Source organism: Candidatus Blochmanniella camponoti, assembly GCF_023585825.1.
Lineage (GTDB): Bacteria > Pseudomonadota > Gammaproteobacteria > Enterobacterales > Enterobacteriaceae > Blochmanniella > Blochmanniella camponoti.
On the sequence record NZ_CP097751.1, the window covers coordinates 126,900 to 145,243 of the forward strand.

At 30.0% G+C, this 18,344-nt stretch carries 15 protein-coding genes; 9 read left to right on the forward strand and 6 right to left on the reverse strand.

The window, feature by feature from the left end; all coding sequences use genetic code 11:
- Positions 1–20: 20 nt before the first annotated feature.
- The 4 genes from dsbB (at position 21) to minE (ending at position 3,040) form a co-directional block, all read left to right on the forward strand.
- Positions 21–545: a disulfide bond formation protein DsbB gene (dsbB, locus tag M9394_RS00535; RefSeq protein WP_250247356.1), complete on the forward strand. Its 525-nt coding sequence runs from the start codon at positions 21–23 to the stop codon at positions 543–545.
- A gap of 747 nt (positions 546–1,292) precedes the next feature.
- On the forward strand, positions 1,293–1,931 hold the full coding sequence (gene minC / locus M9394_RS00540) for a septum site-determining protein MinC (RefSeq protein ID WP_250250270.1): 639 nt from the start codon (positions 1,293–1,295) through the stop codon (positions 1,929–1,931).
- A gap of 25 nt (positions 1,932–1,956) precedes the next feature.
- On the forward strand, positions 1,957–2,769 hold the full coding sequence (minD, locus tag M9394_RS00545; protein WP_250247355.1) for a septum site-determining protein MinD: 813 nt from the start codon (positions 1,957–1,959) through the stop codon (positions 2,767–2,769).
- A gap of 7 nt (positions 2,770–2,776) precedes the next feature.
- Positions 2,777–3,040 carry a cell division topological specificity factor MinE gene (minE, locus tag M9394_RS00550; protein ID WP_250247354.1) on the forward strand — a complete coding sequence of 88 codons (264 nt, stop codon included), beginning with the start codon at positions 2,777–2,779 and terminating at the stop codon, positions 3,038–3,040.
- Between the two features lie 351 nt (positions 3,041–3,391).
- Here minE and tsaB read toward each other — a convergent pair whose 3' ends face one another.
- A complete protein-coding gene (gene tsaB / locus M9394_RS00555) occupies positions 3,392–4,111 on the reverse strand; it encodes a tRNA (adenosine(37)-N6)-threonylcarbamoyltransferase complex dimerization subunit type 1 TsaB (RefSeq protein WP_250250083.1) in 720 nt (239 codons plus the stop codon).
- Positions 4,112–4,476: 365 nt separating this feature from the next.
- Between tsaB and pabB the strand changes: the two genes are divergently transcribed.
- Positions 4,477–5,865 (forward strand): aminodeoxychorismate synthase component I, encoded by a 1,389-nt coding sequence (gene pabB / locus M9394_RS00560; protein ID WP_250247351.1) that lies wholly within the window; start codon positions 4,477–4,479, stop codon positions 5,863–5,865.
- A gap of 63 nt (positions 5,866–5,928) precedes the next feature.
- Here the strand turns inward: pabB and M9394_RS00565 are convergent, their stop codons facing one another.
- Positions 5,929–7,482, reverse strand: a complete 1,554-nt coding sequence (locus tag M9394_RS00565; protein WP_250247350.1) for a TerC family protein — start codon at positions 7,480–7,482, stop codon at positions 5,929–5,931.
- A gap of 535 nt (positions 7,483–8,017) precedes the next feature.
- Here M9394_RS00565 and manX point away from each other — a divergent pair.
- The 3 genes from manX (at position 8,018) to M9394_RS00580 (ending at position 10,762) form a co-directional block, all read left to right on the forward strand.
- Positions 8,018–8,980, forward strand: coding sequence for a PTS mannose transporter subunit IIAB (gene manX / locus M9394_RS00570; protein WP_250250086.1), 963 nt, complete (start codon positions 8,018–8,020; stop codon positions 8,978–8,980).
- 79 nt (positions 8,981–9,059) lie between these two features.
- The gene (locus M9394_RS00575; protein ID WP_250250088.1) at positions 9,060–9,869 is read left to right on the forward strand and encodes a PTS mannose/fructose/sorbose transporter subunit IIC; all 810 of its coding nucleotides are present in this window, start codon (positions 9,060–9,062) and stop codon (positions 9,867–9,869) included.
- Positions 9,870–9,895: 26 nt separating this feature from the next.
- Positions 9,896–10,762, forward strand: a complete 867-nt coding sequence (locus M9394_RS00580; protein WP_250247347.1) for a PTS mannose transporter subunit IID — start codon at positions 9,896–9,898, stop codon at positions 10,760–10,762.
- Positions 10,763–11,087: 325 nt separating this feature from the next.
- On the opposite strand, the gene cspE is transcribed toward M9394_RS00580, so the two are convergent.
- The 3 genes from cspE to zwf all read right to left on the reverse strand — a co-directional run bounded on the left by cspE (position 11,088) and on the right by zwf (position 14,554).
- Complete coding sequence (gene cspE, locus M9394_RS00585; protein WP_011282991.1) at positions 11,088–11,297, reverse strand: transcription antiterminator/RNA stability regulator CspE; 210 nt, start codon at positions 11,295–11,297, stop codon at positions 11,088–11,090.
- A 599-nt stretch (positions 11,298–11,896) separates the two neighbouring features.
- A complete protein-coding gene (gene htpX, locus M9394_RS00590; protein ID WP_250248025.1) occupies positions 11,897–12,835 on the reverse strand; it encodes a protease HtpX in 939 nt (312 codons plus the stop codon).
- A 234-nt stretch (positions 12,836–13,069) separates the two neighbouring features.
- The gene (zwf, locus tag M9394_RS00595) at positions 13,070–14,554 is read right to left on the reverse strand and encodes a glucose-6-phosphate dehydrogenase (protein WP_250247345.1); all 1,485 of its coding nucleotides are present in this window, start codon (positions 14,552–14,554) and stop codon (positions 13,070–13,072) included.
- Positions 14,555–15,220: 666 nt separating this feature from the next.
- On the opposite strand from zwf, the gene pyk reads away from it, so the two are divergent.
- The gene (pyk, locus tag M9394_RS00600; RefSeq protein WP_250248026.1) at positions 15,221–16,669 is read left to right on the forward strand and encodes a pyruvate kinase; all 1,449 of its coding nucleotides are present in this window, start codon (positions 15,221–15,223) and stop codon (positions 16,667–16,669) included.
- Between the two features lie 167 nt (positions 16,670–16,836).
- Here the strand turns inward: pyk and mepM are convergent, their stop codons facing one another.
- Complete coding sequence (gene mepM / locus M9394_RS00605; RefSeq protein WP_250247343.1) at positions 16,837–18,150, reverse strand: murein DD-endopeptidase MepM; 1,314 nt, start codon at positions 18,148–18,150, stop codon at positions 16,837–16,839.
- Between the last annotated feature and the right edge of the window lie 194 nt (positions 18,151–18,344).

Genomic DNA, 18,344 nt, shown 5'->3' on the forward strand with positions numbered 1-18,344 from the left:
TTAATTTTAGGTAATTATTTATGTTGAATTTTTTAAATATTTGCTCTAAAACTAGAAAAAGCTGGGTTTTGTTAATATTTACCGTTGTTATTTTAGAGTTAATAGCCTTATATTTACAACACATTGTTTTAATAAAACCTTGCGTGTTATGTGTTTACCAAAGATGCGCTTTATGTGGCATAGGAATTGCTGGATTGGTTGGAACAATTGCTCCATTTACTCCTTTAAGATTTTTTTCTATCCCAATTTGGATATACAGCGCTTGGAAAGGATTGTTGCTAGCTAAAGAATATACTGATATTCAATTACATCCATCCCCATTTTTCATGTGTGATTTATTTGTCCGATTTCCTCATTGGTTACCTTTAAATAAGTGGTGGCCTAGTATGTTTGATGCTGATGGTGATTGCGCTGAATACAAATGGTACTTTTTATCGCTAGAAATATCTCAATGGATGCTTATAATTTTTGCTAACTACTTAATAATAGCGATACTCGTATCGCTATCACAAATTATTGATCTCCAAAAATATAATAATAAATAGAATATAAATAAAATTTATACCAATTTTTGCATGTAAGCACATGTATTACTTATTGATACATAAAACAAAAAATTATATATTATCATCGATCTTTATTGCGATCAGCTACTACCTTAATTTCGTGCGTACTGAAAAAATCAATATAAAATATACTGATCGATTCTAGTATATATTTATATTCAAAAAATATTGTTTAATAAAACCAATGCAAATGTATATTGCTCTACATAATATATACCTTCTGAAATAATATTTATTATCAGTATTTCTTATTGTTTTAAAACTTTTATAAAGTATATATATTCCATTAATATCTAAAATTTTAAAAAATAAAAATTATATTACCAATATACTATTACAATATAGTAGCCTTAATCTCATGTTAACAAAGAATATAGTTGTTCTGATAATTTATAAAAATAAACAATCATTAATATCGTACAATTTTAAATATGTCATATTTACTACGCCGATAAAATACATTATACTACAATGGTTATTGCACCACTGTATGGTCATTGATTAATTTTTATTGATAAATCATCATTTCGCCTATTCTACTATAGACGTAATAGTATTCTGTAATTTAAAAAATAAAAATTTATATATATAAATCATAAAAAATAATAAATAAACATACGTTCGCATAAATAATCATGTTGCATATAAGTATATATATGTGTATCTAAATTGTGAAAAATCAATGTGTCTATTAGCATAAAAGGGAGTAATTTTACATTATTGGTGATGCATGTCTATAGTACGTGTGTAGGGGTAATTCGTCGATCATTAGAAGAAAAAATAGAAAAAGCTCCCTTTTTTTTATTAAAAAACACCCCAGTTGTTATAAACGTTGGTAATCTTAATTATTGTAATAATTGGGATGCTCTGTGTCGAACAATATCTGATGCTGGATTATTTATAGTTGGAGTATGTTGTTGTCATGATAACAAATTAAAAGAAATAATCATTCGTAGTGGAATACCTATTCTTACTCAAGGAACCTCTGTACAATATAAATATTTTTCAGAATGCTTACAAAAAAACATTCCAATAATCTCTAAAACACAATTAATCAATACACCAATACGTTCTGGACAAAAAATATACGCTCGCAACAGAGATTTAATTGTTATTGCAAATGTTAGCGCTGGCGCTGAAATTATTGCCGACGGAAATATCCATATTTATGGTACGATGAGGGGAAGGGTATTAGCCGGTGCATCTGGTAGTAAAGAATCCCAAATTTTTTGTACTCATTTATCTCCTGAACTAGTATCCATTGGAGGGCGTTATTGGCTAAGCGATCAAATTCCAAAAGAATTTTCAGGTAAATCGGTAAGACTTAGTTTAAAAGACGATATGCTTATCATTCAAAATTTATAATGTATCCTGCAATAAGGATTTGTTTATGACACGAATAATAGTTATTACTTCAGGAAAAGGAGGAGTAGGTAAAACAACATCAAGCGCAGCTCTTGCTACTGGACTAGCACGTAAAGGTAAAAAAACCGCTGTCATTGATTTCGATATTGGATTGCGTAATCTTGATTTAGTTATGGGATGCGAACGTAGAGTAGTGTATGATTTTATTAATGTCATTCAAGGTGAAGCCACTTTACATCAAGCATTAATTAAAGATAAACACACTGATTATTTATATATTTTACCTGCTTCACAAACACGAGATAAAAATTCTTTAACTCGGGTTGGAGTAGAAGAAATATTAAATAATCTTAATAAAATGAACTTTGAATTTATAATATGTGATTCTCCTGCAGGTATTGATAGCGGAGCTTTAACAGCTCTATATTTTGCAGACGAAGCCATTGTTACCACCAATCCAGAAATTTCATCAGTACATGACTCAGATCGCATACTGGGTATTTTAGCATCTAAGTCTAAACGTTCTGAAAATGGTATAGACACAATCAAAGAACACCTATTACTAACTCGATATAATCCTATCCGCGTTCGACGAGGAGATATGCTTAGTTTAGAAGATGTAATAGAGATATTAAGAATTCCTGTATTAGGTGTTATACCAGAAGATAAATCAGTATTAAAAGCATCTAATCAAGGTGAACCAATTATTTTGGATTCAAAATCTCACGCAGGACAAGCCTATGCAGATACAGTAGATCGTTTGTTAGGCAACCCATGTCCTTTGCGCTTTATTGAAGAAAAAAAACTCAATTTTTTTAAACGATTTTTCAAGAGATAATACTATTATGGTATTAGTAAATTTCTTTTTTTTTAGAAAAAAAACACCAGCCGACATCGCTAAAAAAAGACTACAAGAAATTATTTCTGAACATAACATTAGAAATAATTTTACCCCGTATTTTTTACCTCAATTAAAAAAAGATTTAGTCCAAACAATCAGCAAATACATACATAATCCACGCATACTTTCAATCCAGTTAGAAAAAAAAGACAACAATACATCTATTTTAAAATGTAAGATAATTTTTTTTAATGAAGAAACACAATAAATGGTACAATTAATGCTAATTTTCAATTAAAAAACATCAATATTATTAAACAACATTATTCTCTCGGTAATAATGAAGATTACATTGACATATAAAAACAAAATAAAATTACAACAACTTTGTTGTATTTCCTTATTTTATTAATCAACATCCAATAAAAAAATTTTTATTGCAAAAATCCAAATTACAGTAAAAAATACAAGATACAATTATACCTTAATATTACAAAACAATTCTATACATAATCATGCTACAATTCCAAAATATAGTAAATATATGTACACTTACGTAAAAACGTTACAATATGCGGCGTCTAATATTATTAGATCATTGACAGCCATTATTAAAAAACTAGATATCATTTGTCTTTACAACTACTACATTATGTAAATAAACAGGTTGAACCTGATTTGGATTAATAAATATTTTATTTCTCCAACTACATATGCCTAAAGGCAACATATCCTGTGCTTCAGGCGACATAACACTCTTTTTTAAACCAATCACGCCAGGCACTCTTATGCATTTCAAGATTGGATAGTTATTCCAACCTGTTCCTACAAGCGCCCAGTTACCCTGTAGCTTCTGAGAACCAGAATATATTATTTTTTTTACAATTATTTCCGGCTTTGTAATAGACTCATTGTCACTACATATCCAACAACTATCGTCGCTCATTCGATGATAACGAGCCCAATATAATTCACCCATACGCGCATCAATAGTGGATATAACTTGTTTAACGGAAAAAATCCTCCAAGCCCCTTGCGCTAGTACTTCCAAAGAAGATACCTCTACTAACGGTAAATCTGCTCCTAACGCTAAGCCTTGTGCAACGCTTACCCCAATACGTATTCCCGCAAAACTACCCGGTCCTCTACTAAATACAATACAATCCAAGGATTGTAAGGCAACACCTACTTCTATTAATAATTGATTAATCATAGGCAATATATTTTCTGAATGACTCCTTGGGGCTATAATTTTATTATCATATATGCTATGATTGATCATTACAGCAACAGAACACAATTCAGTGGTAGTATCAAAAGCCAAAATTCGAGTAGACATATCACGTAAATAAAAAAATGAAATTATATAAAAATAAAATTATAACTGTATTACATACATATAATACTTATAATAAAATGTAAAATTTTAATCAACCAACTAAAATGATTAAAACTAAAAATTATATTAATATACTTAATCATATCAAGGATATGATGATCAAGTATTTCGAAACAACAGTATAGATATACTAATCATGTAATTTTTAAAGTATCCTAAAATAAAATACATATACAATAATTCAATCTGATACATGCAACGACATAAATTTTAAATATTCTTCATTTTCTAAAAATAATAACAATCAAATGTTATATACATAATCAATATATATTCTTAAAATCATAAAGGAAACATTTTTTTAAATGGGAATGCATCTTATAGAATTACCCTATCATCCTTATACTATACTGAACCTTTTTGATCCTTTATCTAATACACCATGGTCTATGTTATTGTATTCTGGTCATAATAATAAACACCCAGATAGTCGTTTTGATATATTAGTTACTGATCCAACGCTGACATTAATAACGCACAACAATATCACTACAATTTCTTATGGTAAAAATCATCAAATTGATAATACAGACCCATTTATCTTATTAAACAAATATATTCATATTATGAATATGAAACCAGAAAATAATTGTCAATTACCATTTCAAGGTGGATTTTTAGGTGTATTTGGATATGATCTCGCAAGATATATTGAATCACTCCCAAAATTAGCAGAACAAGACCTCTCGTTCCCAGATATGGCAATAGGTTTATATCGCTGGGCGATCATTGCAGATCATAAACTTTGCAAAAATTATCTTGTTACTCACGATGATCCCAATCAAATATTAAATTGGGTATATAAACAACAACATATATATAACAATCATGTTTCTAATACATCATTTAATCTCATACAACCATGGCAAAGTAATATTAGTCGAGCTGAATATGCACAAAAATTCCATACTATCCAAAAACATATAATTTCAGGAAACTGCTATCAAGTATGTCTTTCACAACGTTTCTCTGCTCCATATACAGGAGATGAATGGATAGCATTTCGTTATTTGTTACATTATAATCACGCACCTTTTTCAGCTTTTATTCGACTACCAAACAAATTAAGTATACTCAGTTTATCTCCAGAACGTTTTCTGAAGTTACATAATACAAAAATTAAAACTCAACCTATTAAAGGTACATTGCCTAGATTAAAAAACGCGCAAGATGATTATCACCAAATTATTAAATTATCTAAATCTACAAAAAATCAATCAGAAAATTTAATGATTGTTGATTTATTAAGAAATGATATTGGAAAAGTAGCTGTTCCTGGCAGTATTCATGTGTCTAAATTATTTGATATCCAATCATTTCCAGGGGTACATCATATGATCAGTACCATTACAGGAGAACTTTCTAATAATTTTTCTGCTTGTGATTTATTACGTGCATGTTTTCCAGGAGGATCTATAATTGGAGCCCCAAAAGTTCAAGTTATGCAATTAATTGAACAACTTGAACCACAACGCCGGAACATTTGGTCTGGAAGTATTGGATACTTAAGTTGTTGTGGTAATATGGATACCAACATTGCTATCAGAACAATGTTAGCTGAAAGACAATATCTATTTTGTTCAGTAGGGAGCGGTATTATTTTTGACAGCGATGAAGAGCTAGAATATCAAGAAATGCAAGACAAAATCTCTACTTTATTGCTACCGCTACTAAAAAAATTTTATTTAAAATAATTACTTTAAATCAACAATTTATAGTATTGCGCGTATATATGTGTACATTAACAATTCTATTTATTAATGTGTATCATTAAAAAATAAAAGACATTCTATTTCTACTAATTCAATACGATACTCTATCATTTTTCGAATTATAAAACGCCATCTATTAATTGTTAACACATCACCCTCTTTTGGTATACGGTCACAACGGGATAATAACAGACCAGCTAAAGAAGCTACATGATCACAAACATGCACCAAATCATGAGCCTGTAATGCCTGTTGTAATGCATGTAAATCCATACTACCTTTTGCTAACCAACCTGTCCCATTATTAATTATTTCAATTTCTGGTGTTTCATCTTCATCAGGAAATTCACCAGCTATAGCTTCTAATACATCCAAAGGGGTTATTAATCCTTGAATAATACCAAATTCATTAGACACAACAACCATACTTCCTTTTGCACGCCGCAATTCTTTTAATAAATTTAAGACATCCAAAGTTTCTGGAACTACAATGGGCAAATTTTCTGAAGCATGTGTTTCTAACTGCTCGCCATTAGCAATAGCTGCCATTAAATCTTTAGCGCGAACAATTCCTATTAATTGATCCAATTCACCATTACATACTGGAAACATATTATGAGGAGTATTCATTAACGTAGAATATAATTCTTGCACTGGTTTTTGAGAATCTAACCACGAAATTTCATTTCGAGGAGTCATTATACTTCGTAAAGTACGTGAAGCTAACGATAATACTCCAGTAATCATATGGCGTTCCTCTTCAGCAAAATGTGTTTTTGATAAAAGAACTGAAGAATTTTTCTCTGTATCAAAGTTCCATTGAGCTGTATTACCCATTAACCTCATAATCGCTTCTGCTGTGCGTTCACGCATTGATTTAGTTGATTGACCCTTCATGGAATTACAGTGAGCAATTTGATTAAATAATTCAATTAATACCGAAAATCCAATAGCAACATATAAATAACCTTTTGGTATATAAAATCCAATTCCCTCTGCAATTAAACTCAAACCAATAATTAATAAAAAACTTAAACATAAAACTACTACAGTCTGATGACTATTAATAAAACTAGTTAATAAACGAGATGACAGCGACATTATTACTACTGCTATAACAACTGCTATTATCATTATTGTCAAATTCTCTACTGTACCAACAGCCGTTATTACTGCATCAAGAGAAAAAATAGCATCAAAAACTACAATTTGTATTACTACTACCCAAAAACTAGCATATCCACGACTAGCGTGATTATGTACTTTATGTTCTAGTTGTTGATGTAATTCAGTAGTTGCTTTAAATAAAAGAAATATGCCACCAAATAATAAAATTAAATCTCTACCAGAAAATGAAAAAGTAGCAATTTTGCACAATGGTTTTGTAAGAGTAACAAACCATGAAATCAAAGATAATAATGCGATACGCATTATTAATGCTAATGTTAACCCAATAATACATGCACGTTCACGTTGTTTTTTTGGAAGTTTGTCTGTTAAAATAGCAATAAAAACCAAATTATCGACGCCAAGTACAATTTCTAAAATTACTAAAGTTAAGAATCCTATCCACATTGATATGTCTGTTAAAAATTCCATGATAATCTCCATTGAACATTAGATAACAAATCTTCTCATGGCATATTTATATTAAACATATTAAAATATCTGATTACATAATGAAGTTGTCAGCAATAAATTAAACACGATCAAAATACAAGTTTGTGTAGAGGAGGGTGTTGATAAAAATTAAAAATATGTTATGTATTACCATAAATTATGTGGATATCACTTACATAATAAGACCATTATTATCAGATGACACAAAATATCTCTTCAAATTATTGAAAATAAATACTTTAACATTAAAGATAATGTATCATTATGACAAAAAAGACAGTATAATATATTCGTTTATTTTTTTTGCAGTACATTAAGTTTCTTTTAATTCTATATTGTCTACTGACTGAAACAAAAATCAGAAAATAATCGAACTATTATAGTGATACAATTTTTACTTTTACATATCAAAGCAATGTTAACCTATATACCATAACATTAAAAACAATTCCTTATTATTTTAAAGATTAAAATAATAAGGAATGTTAAAAACACACAAAAAGAGGAAAGAGTAGTGACTATTGCTATTATATTAGGAGCCCATGGTTCTGTATCTAAAAAATTGATTGAAACCACTGAAATGATCATAGGCAAACAACAAAATGTTGCGTGGGTTGATCTATTACCCGAAGAAAATACTAAAATATTAATTGAAAAATATCATGCACATCTATCAAATCTTAATAAAAGCGCTGGGGTATTATTTTTGGTGGACACTTGGGGAGGAAGCCCATTTAATGCCGCTCACAGTATCGTGTCAAATAAAGAAAAATACGATATTGTTACAGGCGTGAACATCCCTATGTTAATAGAAGTTTTTATGGCACGCGACAATATCCATTCCTTTCAGGAACTAATACAAATAGCATTAAAATCTGGTACTGAAAGCATAAAATCAGTAAAACACTCCTTAACTCACAACCATTCATACGATGAAAAAGATATTGCTGAACACACCGCCACACCTAAATTATCAGATAAAAATAACAAAAACCATATGATCATTTGCTTAGCACGTATTGACGATAGATTAATTCATGGACAGGTAGTAACTCGTTGGGCTAAAGAATACAATATTAAACGCATCATAGTAGTAAACGACGAAGTATCTCAAGATATGATCCGAAAAACTTTACTTACTCAAGTAACTCCCCCTGGAATAACTGCTCATGTTCTAAATATCAATAAAACTATACGTGTATACAATAATCCTAAATATGCCGGAGATAAAGTTATAATGTTATTCACTAATCCTACAGATGTTTTACGTCTTTTTGAAGGTGGCGTTCCTATCAATTCAGTAAATATTGGGGGAATGGCTTTTTATAAAGATAAAAAACAAATAAATAATGCTATATCAGTAAATAACACAGATATTGAAGCTTTTAAAAAATTAGATCAATATGGCATTGAATTAGAAGTACGTAAAGTGCCATCAGATCCATCATTAAAAATGATGCAATTAATAAAAAAATAAATAATTAATTAGATATACAATTTTATTTAATAAATTCATGTAAACACTATATTTTATTTTCATATATTCAGGAAATGAAATGGAAATTAACACACTTCAAATTATTTTATTGTTTATTACATCTTGTGTTATCGGAATGGGCTCAATACTTGACGAATTTCAGTGCCACAGACCGTTGATAGCATGTACACTAACTGGATTAATTTTAGGAGATATAAAAACTGGAATCATTATTGGAGGCACACTAGAAATGATAGCACTGGGATGGATGAATATAGGAGCTGCTGTAGCACCCGATACTGCTTTAGCTTCAATTATCTCCACTATTTTAGTCATTATAGGGCAACAATCTATTGGAGCAGGAATCGCTTTAGCAATTCCATTAGCTGCTACCGGACAAGTATTAACCATTATTGTGCGCACTATTACTGTAGCATTTCAACACGCCGCTGATAAAGCAGCTGAACGCTGTAACATAAGAATTTTAAGTTGGATTCATATTACAGCTCTCATGTTACAAGCTATGCGAGTTTCAATTCCAGCGACTATTGTTGGAGTTTCCGTTGGAACTGAAACAGTGCATTCTATGCTCCATGCTATTCCAGAAGTGATAACTAACGGTTTAAATGTTGCTGGAGGTATTATTGTTGTAGTTGGTTATGCTATGGTTATAAATATGATGCGCACCGGATATTTAATGCCGTTTTTTTATTTAGGATTTGTTATTACAGCCTTTACCGATTTCAATTTAGTCGCATTGGGTATCATTGGTATAATTATGGCCATCCTGTACATTCAATTGTCTCCACGTTATAATCAAATTAAAGATCAAAATCTTTCTAACTCAACTGTTCAATCCGCAAGTAAACTTGATGATGAACTAGATTAATAAGACTAGATTAATAGGTAATCATAATGATTAATAATCCTCACAAAATCTACACTAAAACAAAAACAATAAAATTAAAGAAAAATGATATACGTGCAGTTTTTATTCGTTCTAATATTTTTCAAGGATCTTGGAATTTTGAACGTATGCAAGCATTAGGATTTTGTTTTTCTATGATTCCAGTAATCCGACGTTTATACCCAAAAAATAGCAAAGATCAAAAAGAAGCAATTAAACGCCATTTAGAATTTTTTAACACACACCCATATGTCGCTGCACCTATATTAGGAGTTACTATGGCCATGGAGGAACAAAAAGCTAATGGTGCTACTACTATAGATAATGCTTCTATCAATGGTTTAAAAGTAGGACTAATGGGCCCTTTGGCTGGAGTAGGTGATCCGATATTTTGGGGAACTGCTAGACCAGTATTTGCTGCCTTAGGAGCAGGAATCGCGATAGGGGGGAATTTACTAGGTCCGTGTCTATTTTTTATTTTGTTCAACACAACTAGACTAGCTACTCGTTATTATGGCATTACGTATGGTTATAAAAAAGGAATCAGCATTGTTAATGATATGGAAGGAGGGGTTTTACAAAAATTGACAGAAGGTTCTTCAATTTTAGGTTTATTTGTTATGGGAGCATTAGTTAACAAATGGACACATGTAAACATACCATGTGTGCTTTCTAAAATTACTGATAATGACGGAAATACAGTAATCACAACTGTACAAAATATTTTAGATCAGCTCATGCCTGGATTCGTTCCTTTATTATTAACATTTGCTTGCATGTGGTTACTAAATAAAAAAGTAAATGCACTATGGATTATTATAGGATTTTTTGGGATCGGAATTGTTGGATATTGGACAGGATTTTTAGGTCTGTAAAACAAGAAAGTTAGAGCTACAAAAAAATAAGAGAACCTTTTATTAATATTAAGTAATACTTTTACTTCTTAGGTTCTCTTATTTTTTTGTAGCTCTAACACACTATCACAGCAGTAACCATCATCCATTATTTTAAGATCTTTACCAAAATTACTAAATTAACACATTAGTACTACATCTTATCTTATATACCTGTACACATTTTTAAACTTTAAAAAAGTACTATGTATTTCACATCAACAGTAAATTTGTACTATGATACTCGCTGTTTGTTCTCAAAATACCCTTATTTTATATAAATACACATATATTTAATCATCATATATCATAAAGCCGTCACGTTTACAGCAGATGGACCTTTGTGTCCATCTTGAATTTCAAATTCTACGCTTTGACCTTCAGACAAAGTCTTAAATCCATTTCCTTGAATGGCAGAAAAATGTACAAATACATCTTTACTACCATCTGACGGTGTAATAAAACCAAAACCTTTAGATTCATTAAACCATTTTACTTGACCTTTAATTTTTGCCATCTTACGTATTTCCTTTAGAGTGTTTACATTTGCCGTAACAGCGATTAAAAGACAAACCAGAGTTATTATTCTCGTGAAACATTCAAATAAGAGGAAATTATATTATTCATACATAACACTTCTTTACTGAAGTTATCAAAATATTACTCATATACGGAAGCATATCTCGGTTTACCTGACATTTGATCGCTTAATCATAGGATTAGCGATCCTACTAATAATATATAAAAATCTTTCATTCATATTTTCACTATCATCACTTACAAAAATAATGCAAAAAACATACTGAAATAATGAGCAATTCAACGCACTCACTATGTAAACCAATTTATTCAATTAATAATAATGTCTAAAAGATTTTACATATAAATAAAGAACTACTCTACATTACTATTTCTATCATATAAAACCTAAAAACAAAACAAATTTTTTCGTTATTTTAGAACATAATTAAATTAAAATAAAAATTTCTATAAAAACGTTACACTCACACTAAATGCTACGGGTAAGATAGCATTTATTTTTTACTTTGTAAATCACACGACACATAACCCTTTGCATAAACCCATAAAAACAATCATTTTCATCTTTAATCAAAGTTACTTATTTAAAAAAAAAGACGACTTATTCAAATAAGTACCATGTTGTAATGCTTCTATCCGCTTATCTAAAGATGGATGGGATGCGAATAAATTACTTAATATACTTTTTTTTACACTATTAATATAAAAAGTAGTAATACTATTAGACGTGTTAAGTACATGACTATGTTTTAATTCTTGTAGAGCAGCAATAACATTTCTGCATCCTACTAATTTAGCGGCACCAGCATCCGCATAAAATTCCCGATGACGAGAAAACCAAAACACGATGATACTAGCAAACATACCGAACACAACTTCTAAAATCGTTGATACAATAATATACACTATAGAATTATTTATATCACAATGATTAGTACTATGGATATCAAGCTGCTCATCATTTTGGTCACTTATAAACGAAGTCCAATAAAAGATCATCGCGGCAAGACTACGCGATACAAAGATCACAAAAGTATTAATTATACCTTGAATAAGAGTCATAGTAACCATATCGCCAGAAGCGATATGGTTCATTTCATGAGCAACAACAGCCTCAATTGATTCTTGATTCATATTTTTCAAGAGACCAGTACTAACAGCTATTAATGCCGCATTCCTTCTTGCTCCCGTAGCAAAAGCATTCATATCTATAGAATCGTAAATAGCCAACTGTGGCGCAACAATATCTAATTTCTTAGCCTGAACATGTATTATTTTCAACAATAAATGTTCTACATTATTAGATGCTTGACTAATAATTAAGCCATTAACTGCAGATAACGCTATAGATTTAGATAATAATAGCGAAATAAACGCTCCTCCGAAACCAAATATTCCAGCCATTCTCATTAATTCAAATGTAGTAGAGGACCAACATCCCAGTAAGCTCAATATACTACCAAATAATATCATTACTGATAAATTAGTAATTAAAAACAATATAATACGCATCATAAAAACCATCTTCCCCTTTACTAAAGATACCTAAATATTTAAACAATATCTAATGATATAAATAATTTCAATTTTTAAAGAATCTTTTATATACAACAAAACACTTCTATATTAATGTTTTTAAACAATTAAGAACATCCAATTGTTACAAATGTCTTTTTTAAAAATAAAAAAATTTTAAACTTCTATTAATTAGAATAAACACATTAATGATCACTATAATAGATAAAATCATTACGTATAAAATTTATATTCATTCCAAAAACGACCATCTTTAGCTATCATAGTCACAGAATCTGTAGGGCCCCAAGTACCTGCTTTATAAAGCTTAGGAGCGTTATTTTCCAATTCCCAAGCTTGCACAATAGAATCAACCCATTTCCAAGCACCTTCTATTTCATCACAACGAACAAATAATGCTTGGATACCGCGCATGGTCTCTAACAATAATCGTTCATGTGCATCAACTACGTGTTCTGGACAAAAATCTTTATAAAAACTTAAATTTAATTTGGTAGTATGTAATCGATGTTTATGGCCTAATCCGGGTACTTTATTCAAAATTTGAACATCTATCCCTTCATCTGGCTGTAGTCGAATAGTCAACTTATTGTTAGGCAAGTCTTTATATGAATCAGAAAATAAATTAATCATTGGTTTTTTAAAAAAAATTACAATTTCAGAACATTTGATTGGCAACCTTTTCCCAGTACGTAGATAAAATGGAACACCAGTCCAACGCCAATCATCTATGTTGACACAAATAGATACAAATGTTTCAGTATTGCTGCTTTTATTAGCCCCTTCTTCTTCTAAATAACCAGGCACTGGTTTCCCTTGAATAAAACCAGACGTATATTGTCCACGCACCGTAACATCATGTACATTATTACAATTAATTTTCCTCAACGAATGAAGCACTTTAACTTTTTCATCTCGAATACAGTCAGCACTTAAATTAGTTGGGGGCGACATAGCTATAATAGTCAAAATTTGTAATAAATGACTTTGTATCATATCACGCATTTGCCCTACCGAATCAAAATATTTCCAACGACCTTCAATACCTACTTCTTCCGCCACAGTGATCTGCACGTGATCAATAGTATTATTATCCCAATTTGAAGAAAATAAATAATTTGCAAAACGCAATGCCAATAAGTTCAAAACTGTTTCTTTTCCTAAATAATGATCAATGCGATAAATTTGCTTTTCCTCAAAATATTCTGATATCTGCGCATTAATAATACGAGCAGAAGCTAAATTAGTACCCAACGGTTTTTCTATAACTACACGATTTGATTTTTTATTTAACCCAATAGTGCTTAACCCTTTACATATAGCACCAAACGTATCAGGAGGCATAGCAAGATAATTTACTGTCTCTATATCTATACTCTTTAACTTATCTAACAACAAAACGAATCGTTCAGTTTGATATACATCTAAATTACAAAAATCAAGTCGCGCTCTAAATACATGCCATAGCGATTCATCAATGGGATCTGGCATAAATGTTTTTAAAGCAACATATACGACTTCGATATACATAACAAGACTCCATTCTGCACGGCCTACTCCTATAATACGTGTGTCAGGATGAATAGCACCTATTTTTTCTAATTGATATAATGATGGAAACAGTTTTCTGCGTGCCAAATCACCTTTCGCTCCAAAAATAATTAAATTACATGCTTGAGTGATAGATGTTGATCTCATATTTATTCTCTGATATGTTAAATGAATATAAGTTTTTAATATTCATCATATATAGGTAGGTTATATAACAAGTACAAACTTGTTATATTTAATCAAAATACAATGATAAGTAGCTTAATTAAATTTGGGTTTATAAAAGTAATAACCCGTAAAAAATTAGGCATCATTTATAATATTGATATTAATTGTCTTTATATTTTAACAATGTTTTTAACACAGTTTTATACTTTTAAAGATATATCATCAAACTACATATCCAAAAAAAAATTTATATGCCTAAATATTATAAAATATACAATAATACATATTTTATAATAACTGAATTAACGTATCATAAGTTTATTCATAATTGAATAGTTTATTTTATATTAAAAATTCTATCCACTACAATTGTAATTATCTATGTGTTTATTTAATCGATAGATTATCATTAAGATTTATAATCTTAGATGCTATTACATTAATGTAACTAAATATTTCCAAAAAATTTAATAATTATTTTATAAATATCGAGAACAAATATTATATATAGAATATATATACTATCATATAGTATATTAAAATTTAATATAAAATATACATAAATTATAATACATTAATAACATAATTAATGATCACCATTCTTTAATATTGGTTATTTAAATTTAAGTTGTATAAGGAACTATTATGTCTCAACAATTGAGAAGAACTAAAATTATCGCTACTTTAGGTCCTGCTACAGATAAAGGTAACAATCTTGAAAAAATAATTATCTCAGGAGCAAATATCGTACGACTAAATTTTTCTCATGGTAAAACACAAGAACACTTTGTCCGAGCAGAAAAAGTACGCAAAATCGCTTCCAAACTAAGTACATATATTGCTATTCTTGGAGATTTACAAGGCCCTAAAATCCGTATCTCTACTTTTCAAGGAAACAAAATATATTTAAAATCTGGAGATAACTTTTTAATTGATGCCATGATGACGAACAATAATAAAGGTAATCACAAATGCGTAGGTGTTGATTATGAAGAACTCGCACAAGACGTACACCCAGAAGATTTACTTCTATTAGATGATGGGAGAATTCAATTAAAAGTTATAACAATCCATAATACTAAAATATATACTAAAGTAATTATTGGAGGTATGTTATACAACAATAAAGGCTTAAACAAATTAGGAGGAGGGCTTTCAGCGAAAGTCTTAACAAACAAGGACAAAATTGATATTATCACCGCGGCTCAAATTGGAGTTGACTATCTAGCAATATCATTTCCCCGTAGCAGTATAGATTTAAATTGTGCACGAAAATTAATTGTCGATGCTGGTAGTCATGCAAAAATTATTTCTAAAATAGAACGCGCAGAAGTAGTTGCATCTGACGAAACAATAGATGATATCATTCACGCATCAGACGCAGTCATGGTAGCCCGAGGAGATTTAGGAGTAGAAATTGGAGAACCAGAACTAGTGGGTGTGCAAAAAAAAATAATACAAAGAGCACGCGCTCTTAATCGTGCAGTCATTACCGCAACTCAAATGATGGAATCTATGGTTCATAATTCTATGCCTACTCGTGCAGAAGTAATGGACGTAGCTAATGCAGTATTGGATGGTACTGACGCAGTTATGTTATCCGCTGAAACTGCTACAGGTCAGTATCCATCTGAAACTGTAGCAGCTATGGCTAATGTATGCTTAGGTGCCGAAAAAATTTCAAACATCAATTTTTTATCAGACATCAACCAAAAAAAAAAATTTGATGATATAGAAGAAGCTATCGCTATATCGGCAATGTACACTGCCAATCACCTAACAGGAGTAAGTGCTGTTATTGTTTTGACTGAATTTGAAAGTACTACGTTATTAATGTCGCGTATCAATTCAAAATTGCCTATTTTTGCGCTATCCCAACACAAACATATCTTAAATATAGTTACTCTTTACAAAGGAGTTATCCCTATTTATTTTAATAAAACAGGGAATAACGTGATAGATGCCAAATATGCTAGTAATTTACTACGTGACAAAGGACTTCTTCTATCTGGTGAATTAGTAGTTGTGATACAAAATGATATATACAATAAATGTGATGTGATTAATATTAGTCACATTTTACAAGTAAAATAATTATCATTAATTGAAATATTTTTGCAATTAAATGAAAAATTAATGATATCGATACACATATAATATGTAATATTACTTAAAAACAAAACCCGCATGCGTGCGCATAAGCTATCTTAAAAAAACTAAATAAAAACTATATTGCTAAAAAATTATAAAATTAAATACATCTAATCAAAACGTAGTTGAGGAAGAATTTCTTTTACTTGATTTAAATATATCGTACGTTCATGTCCCAATAACTTCTCAACATTTAATAATGTAGTAGTCAATGGGTTTACGGGGCGATGATTGATCCATATTTCAAAATGTAAATGAGGCCCTGTCGATCGACCTGTATTTCCAGATAGCGCTATGTTGTCACCTAATTTAACTCTTTGTCCAGGTTTAACTAATAACTTTTTTAAATGCATATATCGAGTTGTACAATGACAATTGTGCCTAATTGCCACATAATTACCAGCAATTTTACTATATGCACTGACGATAACTTCTCCATCTCCTACAGATACAACAGGAGTACCTATTGGAACGGCAAAATCAACTCCAGAATGGGGAGATACTTGACCAGTCACAGGATTTAATCTATTTAAATTAAAATTAGAAGACACACGAAATGGTTTTAATGTAGGAAATCGTATAAAATTACCCCCTAATCTCATAGCTTCACAATCATACAATTTACCGTTATTTGCACGAAATACATAGTAGTCTTTACCAGCAGTACACAATCTCGCTCCAAGTAATTTACTTTTAATACTATGATCATCATTCATCATTATTGATATTAACGCAGAAAATCTATCTCCCTGATGTAGTTTGTGAAAATCTAATTGATATTGTAATGCATTAGTTATATCCATAATACAATTTTCCTCTATACCTAAAGAACGAGCGCTATCAATAAATGTTCCACTTAATTTACCTATAAATAAAATTGAAGAAGACAACCCATCATTTAATTGATTTAAAAATCTAATAATTCCTTCTGTAAAACTAGTATCCATACGATTGTAGACACGAATTTCCTGCGGAAAAATATCCCAAACTAAACATTGTAATTTTTTTTTTGTAATTATTATCCAAGAAAGTATTTGCCCCATTTTTATCTGTCTTAATACTGGATACTGTTGTAGTAAAAGAGTAATTTCAGAAGCATCGATACCATTGTTACTATATTTTATTAAAATCTCACTCAGTGTCTCATTCTGAGATACTGTATAGTTATACATGTTTATTTCTCTTGATGATTTATTAAAATACCAATGTTTCTTCAAAACATTAGAACGAACCATCACACTATTGAAAAATTTTCCATTTTTCATAATTTCAAATTGATGAAACTCATGGTTCCTAATAAGAGGTGCTTTGCTAGAATTTTTTTTATTTTTATTCAACGTGCATGAAATAAAAACTTCGCAAACCATTATAATCACAATCATTAACAAAAACACAAATACCATTACAAAATAATGCTTATACATATAACGATATAATAACTTAATAGAACTAACAATAATACTACGCACTAATTAATAGCCTATATTACGATCTCTCAACAAAAAGAGAATCATTCTGACCAAAATTAAAAGAAATTATTACAGAATAATAATACAAATGACTTTAATTTTAACGCTGTCTCTCAATAAAACAATCACATTACTTATGTACCTTGTGA

Bases quoted from the DNA above. Each gene is read 5' to 3' on its own strand.
- dsbB (WP_250247356.1), top strand. From the start codon at position 21: ATGTTGAATTTTTTAAATATTTGCTCTAAAACTAGAAAAAGCTGGGTT.
- minC (WP_250250270.1), top strand. From the start codon at position 1,293: ATGCATGTCTATAGTACGTGTGTAGGGGTAATTCGTCGATCATTAGAA.
- M9394_RS00565 (WP_250247350.1), bottom strand. From the start codon at position 7,482: ATGGAATTTTTAACAGACATATCAATGTGGATAGGATTCTTAACTTTA.
- minD (WP_250247355.1), top strand. From the start codon at position 1,957: ATGACACGAATAATAGTTATTACTTCAGGAAAAGGAGGAGTAGGTAAA.
- M9394_RS00575 (WP_250250088.1), top strand. From the start codon at position 9,060: ATGGAAATTAACACACTTCAAATTATTTTATTGTTTATTACATCTTGT.
- pabB (WP_250247351.1), top strand. From the start codon at position 4,477: ATGGGAATGCATCTTATAGAATTACCCTATCATCCTTATACTATACTG.
- htpX (WP_250248025.1), bottom strand. From the start codon at position 12,835: ATGATGCGTATTATATTGTTTTTAATTACTAATTTATCAGTAATGATA.
- cspE (WP_011282991.1), bottom strand. From the start codon at position 11,297: ATGGCAAAAATTAAAGGTCAAGTAAAATGGTTTAATGAATCTAAAGGT.
- pyk (WP_250248026.1), top strand. From the start codon at position 15,221: ATGTCTCAACAATTGAGAAGAACTAAAATTATCGCTACTTTAGGTCCT.
- minE (WP_250247354.1), top strand. From the start codon at position 2,777: ATGGTATTAGTAAATTTCTTTTTTTTTAGAAAAAAAACACCAGCCGAC.
- zwf (WP_250247345.1), bottom strand. From the start codon at position 14,554: ATGAGATCAACATCTATCACTCAAGCATGTAATTTAATTATTTTTGGA.
- tsaB (WP_250250083.1), bottom strand. From the start codon at position 4,111: ATGTCTACTCGAATTTTGGCTTTTGATACTACCACTGAATTGTGTTCT.
- mepM (WP_250247343.1), bottom strand. From the start codon at position 18,150: ATGTATAAGCATTATTTTGTAATGGTATTTGTGTTTTTGTTAATGATT.
- M9394_RS00580 (WP_250247347.1), top strand. From the start codon at position 9,896: ATGATTAATAATCCTCACAAAATCTACACTAAAACAAAAACAATAAAA.